We start from the raw sequence: 9,069 nt of genomic DNA on the forward strand, positions 1-9,069 counted from the left end.
ACTCGATCAACGCCCGCAACTCATCGTCCACGATCCACGGTCGAATACCCACACCCTCACGAACGGCCGAATCGTCAAACCGGTAACGCCCAACCAGGACACCTCAACAAGATCGTGTTATGAGCTCTGAGGAGCCCTGCAGTCAATCTCACAGCACCCCATACCGTCGCGCCAGCCGCACCGCTGAACGCCGATTGTCGGCTTCCAACTTCCGGTAGATGCTCTTCAATTGCGTCTTGACGGTGTTCACCGACACATGCTCCCGCCACGCAATCTCACTGACCGTCATCGGGGCAGGCAGCAGCCGCAAGATCTCCAACTCGCGCCCGGTGAATGCGAAGTCTCTACGCCCATCCTCCACACCCTCTGTGCTCTCCACAGCCACCGCATTCATCCCTGCTGCCCGTCCCGCGCGGCACCGGGTCGCTGCAAGCCTCGCCCGCACCATGTACGGCAGATCCTTCTGCGGCCGGGCCAGCACCCGGTTCAGCACATCCCCTGCCGCCACCGGATCATCCTCCGATATCAGCACCTCCGCCTCCAGCAGGGCAAGTTCGGCACGTTCTGGCGGCGCGAACTCGCCCGCGACCCGCGTGACACGACCGAGATGCCGACGGGCAGCGACCAACTCGTCACGCTGCCATGCACACCAACCGGCACTCAGATGGATGAGATTTAGCGGATACCGATCTCCCCACCCCCTGGTCTCGATCAATTCGCGTACGCTCCTGGCCTCCTCCTCCGTCCGGTCGGCACCATCCATGACACGGCCGATTTCCAACTCCCGTACGCGGCAGTGCAACGCCACGAACTCGGCCCCCAGCCCTTCGGCTGCCCGCCGCCCTCGCCGCAACGTGACAAGCGCCTGCTTCGGCCGCCCGCTCCACCACTGCACCACACCGAGATACGGCAGCACCACCACGGGCGCAGCATCTGTGGAACCGTGCGCCAACATCCCCGGCCACGCCCCCAGCGCCACAACCTGCTCCCGTTCCATACTGTCCACGTTGTCCATGCCCTCGGACCGCCAGGAATCGGGCACCGCCAGACCAGCCTCATCGTGTGCGTGATCTATCACACCGCTCATCGCCGGCCTCCCCTTCGTGCATTGAGTCAGCAGCTTCGGCCGCGAGTGATAGCCCAGTCTCTACGGTTCCGTCCGCAGAGAAGCCGGTATGTCCGGCTCCTGGCACCTTTCGGTACCGAAGGGCCACGGTGCTGCGGCTGGTCATGGCGCTGCCTGTGCTCACACCCGAGGCACTGAGCGTGGATGACTTCGCGCGGCGTTGATGCCCCTATGGATGTCAACTCATGGTTCCAGCGGGACACACGGTCGTCGAGGGGACGATCAAGCGGTAGATCTCGCGCGCGACGTACCGCTTCAGGCACCTGATGATCTCTCGGCGTGTCTTGCCCTCGGCGAGGCGTCGCTGCATGTAGTCCTGGGTGCGGTGGTCCCAGCGCAGGCGGCTGAGGACGATCCGGTAGAGCGCGGCATTGGCCTGGCGGTCGCCGCCGCGGTTGAGCCTGCGGCGTTGGGTCTTGCCTGAAGAAGCCTCGACCGGACTCGTGCCGCACAGGGCGGCGGACGAGACCTCGTCGGCGAGGCGCTCGGGGTTGTCTCCGGCCGCGATCAGCAGGGTGGCGGCGCTGTCTGGGCCGACGCCGTGCGCGTCGAGCAGGGCCGGGGTGCTGGCTTCGACCGATTCACCGCGCCTCACGGCGCACAGGCGCCTCATGGCGCACTGCCAGCGGTCGCTGACCTGGACCGCGTCGGGCAGCGCCCGGCGGATTGCTTCGGCATAGGCGGCCGAGCCGTCCCGGCAGACGACTTCGATCCCGTGCTTCTGGCGCAGCCAGGCTTCCAGGGTGGCGGCCTCACGGTCGGGAGCACGTCGATGCGCTGGCCGGTCTCGGCGTTGATGATGACCGTGGCGTAGCGGTGCCGGCGGCGCAGGGCGAAGTCGTCGACCCCGATCACCCGCGGGATCCGCACGGTCGGCGTGGGGATGCGCCGCAGCAGACGCAGTGCGGTGGCGTAGGACAGGGGCGCGGCCAGCGACCGGGTGAGCCGGGCAGCAGCCAGGCCGTATAACTCCTTGACCACCGCACAGACCTGGCCGGTCAGACGCGTGGTGCGGCGCTGAAGGCGCTCCATCAGCCCGGGGACCTGCTCGCGGAAGGTCTGCCGCCGACAGCCCAGGACCGGGCAGACCAAGCGTCGTACCTGGATGTGGACCACAACCTGGCAGCCGTCGACCGGCACATCCGCCACGGTCCGGCTGTGGTACCCGTGCACTTTCCCCGCCGGCGCCCCGCACGCCGGGCAGGGAATGGGCACATCCCGGGTCCGGGCCACGACCCGGATCACCTCACCATCGTCTGCCACATCCTCGACGGCCAGCGCCGAATGCACCAAAACACTGTTCCCACAAGGGAGTTGACATCTCGCATGTGTTGTCAACGATACCGTTACATGCCGTCACCACCGACTACGAAACAGAGCCGTTAACCTGACGGTCCCGTATTAGGTTGTGTTCAGCGCCACCGTCGGGTGGAGGCGGGAGGCGCGGACCGCTGGGTAGAGGCCAGCGAGCATCCCGATCATGAGGGTCGCGGTGAAGCCGCCGGTCAGGGACCAGAGAGGGACGACCGGGGTCCAGTCTTGGGCGGCTGCGAAGGCGTATGTCGCTGCCGTGCCCAGGATTGCGCCCGTGGCTCCGCCGAGGGCGGACAGCAGCAGGGATTCCGTCAGGAATTGGAGTCGGATCGCGTTTCGGGTGGCGCCGATAGCCCGGCGCAGGCCGATCTCCTGGCGGCGTTCCAGGACTGAGATGACCATGGTGTTGGCCACTCCTACGCCGCCTACCAAGAGGGCCACGGCACCCAGGCCCAGCATGAGAGTTGTCAGGCCCTTGTCCGTTGCTGCCTTTGCCGCCAGGGCGTCGGAGGGGCGGGAGACCTTTACGCCGCTCTCGTTGCCGGGGTTGGCTGTGCGGGCCAGGACGGCACGTACGTCCTCGACGGTGTGGTCCGGGGAGCGTTCGAAGATCGTGGTGGGGTGGCCGTCGAAGTGGAAGTACTTCTCCGCTGCCGGGAAGCCTACGAGTGCGACGCGGTCGAGGTTGGGGACCAGCTCGATGGGCTTGAGGATGCCGACGACCACCACGTACTCGTTGTTCATCATGATCTTGTCGCCGGGGGTTGTGATGCCCAGGTTCTGCGCGGCCACCGAACCGAGCACCGTTACCGGGAGGGTTTCGTTGGTGGCATTGAGCCAGATGCCCTTGTCGATCCGGCCGCCGAGTGCGGTCAGCAGGTCGGGGCGGGCCGCCTGGGCGGTGACGCCGGCCGTTTGGTCGTCGGGGACTACGTCGCTGCGGCGGATCTTCACGTGGATACCGGCGGTGGCTGTGGCGTGTTCGACTGGGCCGATGCGTTCGACCATCGCTACTGCCGACTTGGGGAGCTGGATCTCCTTGCCGGTGGCGTCCTTGTCGGCCTCGGCGGTGAGCAAGTTGGTTCCCAGTCGGTCGAGTTGGGCCATCAGGTCCGCGCGGCTCGACTGGGAGAGGCCGACAACGGCGACCATCGTTGCGATGCCGATGGCTATGCCGAGTGCGGAGAGTATGACCCTGGCGCGACGGGTACGCAGGCCCACCGCGCCGACCCGGAGGGTGTCAAAGAGGCGGAGGCGGGAGGGTTTGAGTTGCGCGCCGGTCATGCTGTGCCCCTCGTAGTCCGTGAGTCGGAGACGATTTCGCCGTCCCTGATCCGGATGCGACGCGGCAGTGAGTCGGCGATCTCGTTGTCGTGGGTGATCACGCAGATCGTGGTGCCGGATTCGTTGAGCTCATGGATGAGTTCCATGACGATCTCGCCGGATGCGGTGTCCAGCGCGCCTGTTGGCTCGTCGGCAAGGAGTAGTTGCGGTTCGCCTACCAGGGCGCGGGCGATGGCGACTCGCTGTTTTTCGCCGCCGGAGAGTTCGTTTGGTCGGTGTGAGAGGCGTTGGCCGAGGCGTACGCGTTCGAGTGCCGTACGGGCGCGGTCGCGGCGCTCCTTCAGCGGGAATCCGGCGTACAGCAGTCCGTCTGCGACGTTGTCGAGCGCGTCCTGGCCCGCCGAGAGGTGGAAGTTTTGGAAGACGAAGCCGAGATGGCGGGCGCGGAGGGCCGATAGCTGGGCGTCGGAGAGCGTATTGATGTCGTAGCCAGCGACTCGGACGGTGCCGGTGGTCGGCTTGTCCAGTGTGCCGATCAGGTTCAGGAGTGTGGATTTTCCGGATCCGGACGGGCCGACGATCGCGACGAGTTCGCCGTGGCCGACGTGGAAATCGACGCCGCGCAGGGCGTGTACGCCACCGGGGTATGACTTGGTCGCGTCGACAAGGTCAATGACAGTGGCCTCGGTCATTGTTTGGCCACCCCGACCTTCATGCCCTCACGGATGCCCTCGCCCTTGACTTCGATCTGCCCCTCGGCGGTCATGCCTGTCTCGACCCGGACCATCCTGGTTGTGGTGCCCTCGACGACTTGGAGGCCGTAGCCGCCGTTCGCGCCGCGTAGGGCGACGACCGCTTCGACGGGCACGGCCAGTACGTCGGCACGACTCTTGCTGACGAACCGGACGCTCGCGGTCGCCCTGGTGTCTTCACCGGAGAATGCCGGCTTGCCGCCGGTCAGTACGACTTCGACCGTGATGCCTTCCTCTGATGGGGGTCCACCAGAGGAGTCCGGTGAGCTCTCGGGGCGTACCGTTGCGTCCACTTTCCCCGACACCGACTTGCCGCTGGGCAGGGTGACGTCGACCTCGGTGTCCTTGGCGGTGAGCGCCACATCGGTCTGGTCGAGTCGGGCGCGTACAACCGTCTTGGCGGAGGCGACCGTCAACACCGGTTTGTCCGAGCCGACGTGGTCGGCGAGATCCGCGTCCGCCTTGACAACCTTGACGGCATCCTGCTGGAAGACGATATCGCCCTTGCCCACTTTGCCGGTCACCACCCGCTTCAGAGACTTCTGCCACTGCTTGACGGCGGCCTCGGTGCCCTTGTCGTACTCGGTGTCGACCTTCACGGATCCGCCGTAGCCGAGGTCACGGAGGTTGCGCTCCAACTGGATGACGTCGGAGCCCCGGTCGCCTGCCTTCATCTCCCGGAACATCGGGACCTGGCCGTAGAGCAGTGTGACGGGCTTGTCGTCGAGTTCGTACAACGTCTGGCCCTGCCTGACGGTTTCGCCCTTCTTCGCGGCGACGGTGATGGTGCCCTCAACCGTGGATTTGACCGGCCGGCGTTCGGCGAAGTCGAGCTTGCCGTCGACGGTCTTGGTCTGCTGGAGGTTGGTGCGGACGATGTCGGCGGTGCCGGGCGGCAGGCTGCCTTTGCTCGCGGCGTCGACGTCCTTGCCACCGCCGCCGAGGATGAGGACACCGGACCCGACGGCAGCGGCGACGGCCACGGCCCCGAGTGCGACAAGGCTCTTGTTGCGGCGGGTCACTGCATGCCGTCCAGGCCGACGAGCAGCTTGTCCTTGCACGCCGCTCTAGCCTGCTTGTACGTCGCCGAGTCATGGTCGACGGAGGTGTCCATCGGGCCGACGCCGCCGGGAGTGACGTTGCCGCCGGAGAGGGTGGGGTTATTGAACTTCGAAATCCCCTTCTCCCGCATGCACTTGGCGTGGGCCATCATCGACTCGTAGTCTTTTTGCCCGTCACGCTTCGGCTCCAGCTTCATCGCCTCGGACAGCTTCGCCGTGCAGGCGCCGTTCTTGCCCCCCTTGGGGGCTTCCTCGTTGCCGGGCTTCGCCGCGATCTCGTCGATCTTCGCCCAGTCGAGGTGGCCGCTCAGCTTGGGGTCGGGGAACTCCGGGATGCCGGCCTTGGTGCGCATGCACTGGACGTACTTCATCTGCGCGTCGTAAAAGTCGCCCTTGCCGCCCGCCGGCGGCTTCTGGCCGGGTGAGTCGGCGGCCTTGCCCTCGTCTCCGTCGGCGGACGGGATGTCGGGGACCGAGGCCACCCCTGCGCCCTTGGTGCCGCCGCCCTCACCGCCGCAGGCGGCCGTGAGGGCAAGGACGGGGGCCACGACGAGCACCGCGAGGCGGACACGGAAGGCGCGGGAGGAGAAGGGATGGATTCTCATGCGTCCAATTTCCGGGCGAAACATGGTGAGCTCTCTATGACTACTCGATGAGAACGTAACAATGCCCGCGCCCTTCGATTTACGGGCCTGGCCGACGCCACTACTTGCACTCCCTCGTTCATAATCGAGCGCATGCCGTATGTGCTTCTCATCGAGGACGACGCTTCCGTACGCGACGGAATGGAGCTCGTGCTACGCCGACACGGATACGAGGTGGCGGGCGCCGCGACCGGCGAGGCGGCCCTCGCCCTGCTGGACGGACCCGCGAAGACCCTGATCGAACTCGCCGTGCTCGATCTGATGCTGCCCGGCATGGACGGCTTCGAGGTGTGCCGTCGGATCCGTGCCCGGTCCACCATGCCGGTGATCATGCTGACCGCTCGCGGCGACGACTCCGACATCGTGGCGGGCCTGGAGGCAGGTGCCGACGACTATGTGGTGAAACCGGTCACCGCGCCCGTCCTGGAGGCCCGGATCAGGGCGGCGCTGCGGCGTGCCGAGCCCGTACCTCGTACAACGGAGGATGAGCATCCCGGGCTGGTCATCGACAGGGCTGCTCTGACCGTCACCCGGCACGGCACGTCGCTCGCACTGCCGCCCACCGAACTGCGGCTGCTGCTCGAACTGTCGTCTTCGCCCGGTCGGGTCTTCAGTCGGGAGAAGCTGCTCCAGTCGGTCTGGGAACACCACTTCCTGGGCGACTCACGGCTCGTCGACGCGGCGGTGGGCCGGCTCCGCGCCAAGATCGAGGACGTGCCCGCCCGCCCCCGCTACATCCAGACCGTCCGCGGCTTCGGCTACCGGTTCGGACCGCTGTGAGGCCATTCATGTTCTTCGGCGGGCTGCGGACCCGGCTCCTGGTCACCTTCATCCTTGTCACGCTGGTCAGCGCGGTGACCGCGACCGCGCTCGCCTACCGCGAGTCCCGTACGGCCGTGCTCTCGCGTGCCCAGAGCGCCTTCCAAACCGATTTCCGGGGCCGGATCTCCTCGCTCTCGGGCGACTTCGACATGCCACCCACTGTGCAGTCGCTCACCAGGCTCGTGAAGGAAGTCTCCGACGGGCTGCCGGGCGCCCCCAAGGTCGTCGCCCGCTACCAGGACCTCAGCGCCACCTCCGACTCGCTCGCCGACACCTCCCGCATCCCCCCCGAACTCCGGGCCGCCATCCGCACCAAGGACAGGATGAGTTTCCAGCGGGTCGAGTACGAAGGCAACCCCTACCTCGTCGTCGGCACGCCCGTGACCTACCTCGGAGACCGGACCTCCGGCCTGGAACTCTTCGCAATCACCTCCCTGCGGGCCGAGCGGGAGGACACGGCGGGGGTACTGGACGCCGTACGCGACGGAATCTTCCCGGTGGTACTGCTGACCGCCGTCCTCGCGCTGCTCGCCGCGCGTACCGTACTTCGTCCGGTACGTGAACTGGGGCGGGCCACCCGTCGCTTGGCCGAAGGCGACCTGACCACCCGGGTCGAGATTCATGGACGGGACGAACTCGCCTACCTGGCAAGAGACTTCAACACGACAGCAGGCGCCCTAGAGACATCCGTGACCGACCTCCGCACACAGGAGGCAAAGGCGCGCGAGCAGGAAGCGAAGGCGCGTCGGTTCGTCGCGGACGTCTCGCACGAGCTGCGTACCCCGCTCTCCGCGATGATGATGGTCGCGACCGTGTTGGACGAGGACGCCGACCAGCTGCCGCCGGACGCAGCCCGCGCGGCCCGCACCGTCAGCGCGGAGACCGCGAAGCTGTCCCGGCTGGTCGACGACCTGATGGAGATGTCCCGTTTCGACTCGGGCGCGGCCCGCCTCAACCTCTCCGAGACCGACCTGGCCAAGGCCATCCGGGCAAGCCTCGCCCTGCGCGGCTGGAGCGAGTTGGTACAGTTCCAACTCACTTCAGATGTAAGGGCGTTAGTGGATCAGCGGCGAATCGACATCGTCGTCGCGAACCTGGTCGGGAACGCGTTGCGGCACGGGGCCCCACCGGTGACGACCGAGCTGGCGGCGGACGAGGAGTGGGTGACCGTGACCGTCGCGGACTATGGTCCTGGCCTGCCGCCCGAGGCCATGACGCGGGTCTTCGACCGCTTCTACAAAGTGGACAGTGCCCGCACCCGAGGGGCGGGCGAGGGCGGCAGCGGTCTCGGCACGGCCATCGCGCTGGAGAACGCGCGACTGCACGGCGGCACGATCGAGGCGGCCAACCGGCCAAACGCCCCCGGGGCGGTGTTCACCCTCCGGCTCCCCCGGGGCACGCGACGCAAGAGGTCACCCAATGAGGCTCCGCAGCAAGGCAAGTAAAATGTCCGTCCTCGCCCTCGCAGTCATCCTGGCCGGATGCGGGGTGCCGCCCACCGGCGTGCTCGACGCGGGCGAACCCGCCACCGGGCTCACCAAGGGCCTGCAGCTCTACTACGTACGCGACACCACACTGCAAGGCGTCCCTCGCCCCGACACCCCGATCACCGACCTCACATCCGTCGTCAAACTGCTCGCCGAGGCACCGACACGGGCCGAGCGGGAACGCGGTCTGATCAATCTGGTCCGGCTGAACAGAACATACGAGGCGACCGGTACCGGCCATCACCTCACGCTCCGGGCACCCGGCACCAACCTCTCCGGGAAGCGCAGCCACCTCGCCGCCGGCCAACTGGTCTGCTCACTCGCTCGTGCACAGGGCGTACTTCACAAGGAGGTACGCCCCGACGAAGTCCAAGTCACTCTCGACGGGCAGGGGAAACCACTCGGCCCCTACCAGTGCTCACAGTTCCCGCATGCGGGAGTGTCATGAATCAGGCTCTGTTCCGTAGTCGGTGGCTACGAAGGGTGACGTGTGTCGTTGACATCTCATGCGGGATGTCAACGAGCTTGTGGCTGTGGTGTTTTCGGGATTGTCGGCGCTGGTTATCGAGGATGTGGCGG

The 9,069-nt window shown here is 66.8% G+C and carries 8 protein-coding genes and 1 pseudogene; 3 read left to right on the forward strand and 6 right to left on the reverse strand.

All coding sequences use genetic code 11. The features are described from left to right. Nucleotides 1-148: 148 nt before the first annotated feature. The 6 genes and pseudogenes from ACLJWH_RS41610 to ACLJWH_RS41635 all read right to left on the reverse strand — a co-directional run bounded on the left by ACLJWH_RS41610 (nucleotide 149) and on the right by ACLJWH_RS41635 (nucleotide 6,142). Nucleotides 149-1,087 carry a LuxR C-terminal-related transcriptional regulator gene (locus tag ACLJWH_RS41610; RefSeq protein WP_411147017.1) on the reverse strand — a complete coding sequence of 313 codons (939 nt, stop codon included), beginning with the start codon at nucleotides 1,085-1,087 and terminating at the stop codon, nucleotides 149-151. Between the two features lie 217 nt (nucleotides 1,088-1,304). Then, nucleotides 1,305-2,454: pseudogene (locus ACLJWH_RS41615) on the reverse strand (ISL3 family transposase). Nucleotides 2,455-2,527: 73 nt separating this feature from the next. Then, complete coding sequence (locus ACLJWH_RS41620) at nucleotides 2,528-3,724, reverse strand: ABC transporter permease (RefSeq protein WP_411147018.1); 1,197 nt, start codon at nucleotides 3,722-3,724, stop codon at nucleotides 2,528-2,530. Next, nucleotides 3,721-4,416 carry an ABC transporter ATP-binding protein gene (locus ACLJWH_RS41625; RefSeq protein WP_411147019.1) on the reverse strand — a complete coding sequence of 232 codons (696 nt, stop codon included), beginning with the start codon at nucleotides 4,414-4,416 and terminating at the stop codon, nucleotides 3,721-3,723. Before ACLJWH_RS41625 ends, ACLJWH_RS41620 begins: the two co-directional genes overlap by 4 nt. Then, a complete protein-coding gene (locus ACLJWH_RS41630) occupies nucleotides 4,413-5,498 on the reverse strand; it encodes an efflux RND transporter periplasmic adaptor subunit (RefSeq protein WP_411147020.1) in 1,086 nt (361 codons plus the stop codon). Before ACLJWH_RS41630 ends, ACLJWH_RS41625 begins: the two co-directional genes overlap by 4 nt. Continuing rightward, on the reverse strand, nucleotides 5,495-6,142 hold the full coding sequence (locus tag ACLJWH_RS41635) for a hypothetical protein (protein WP_411147021.1): 648 nt from the start codon (nucleotides 6,140-6,142) through the stop codon (nucleotides 5,495-5,497). Before ACLJWH_RS41635 ends, ACLJWH_RS41630 begins: the two co-directional genes overlap by 4 nt. Before the next feature lie 132 nt (nucleotides 6,143-6,274). Between ACLJWH_RS41635 and ACLJWH_RS41640 the strand changes: the two genes are divergently transcribed. From ACLJWH_RS41640 to ACLJWH_RS41650, 3 genes are read left to right on the forward strand one after another with little or no spacing between them, the layout of a single operon-like run. Next, on the forward strand, nucleotides 6,275-6,961 hold the full coding sequence (locus ACLJWH_RS41640) for a response regulator (RefSeq protein ID WP_411147022.1): 687 nt from the start codon (nucleotides 6,275-6,277) through the stop codon (nucleotides 6,959-6,961). An 8-nt stretch (nucleotides 6,962-6,969) separates the two neighbouring features. Continuing rightward, entirely contained in the window at nucleotides 6,970-8,448 is a 1,479-nt protein-coding gene (locus ACLJWH_RS41645; protein WP_411147023.1) for an ATP-binding protein, read from the forward strand. Nucleotide 8,449: 1 nt separating this feature from the next. Continuing rightward, on the forward strand, nucleotides 8,450-8,938 hold the full coding sequence (locus ACLJWH_RS41650; protein WP_411147024.1) for a hypothetical protein: 489 nt from the start codon (nucleotides 8,450-8,452) through the stop codon (nucleotides 8,936-8,938). Nucleotides 8,939-9,069 lie beyond the last annotated feature (131 nt).

This window comes from Streptomyces sp. x-80, assembly GCF_046549095.1.
In the GTDB taxonomy this organism is placed as follows: Bacteria; Actinomycetota; Actinomycetes; order Streptomycetales; family Streptomycetaceae; genus Streptomyces; species Streptomyces celluloflavus.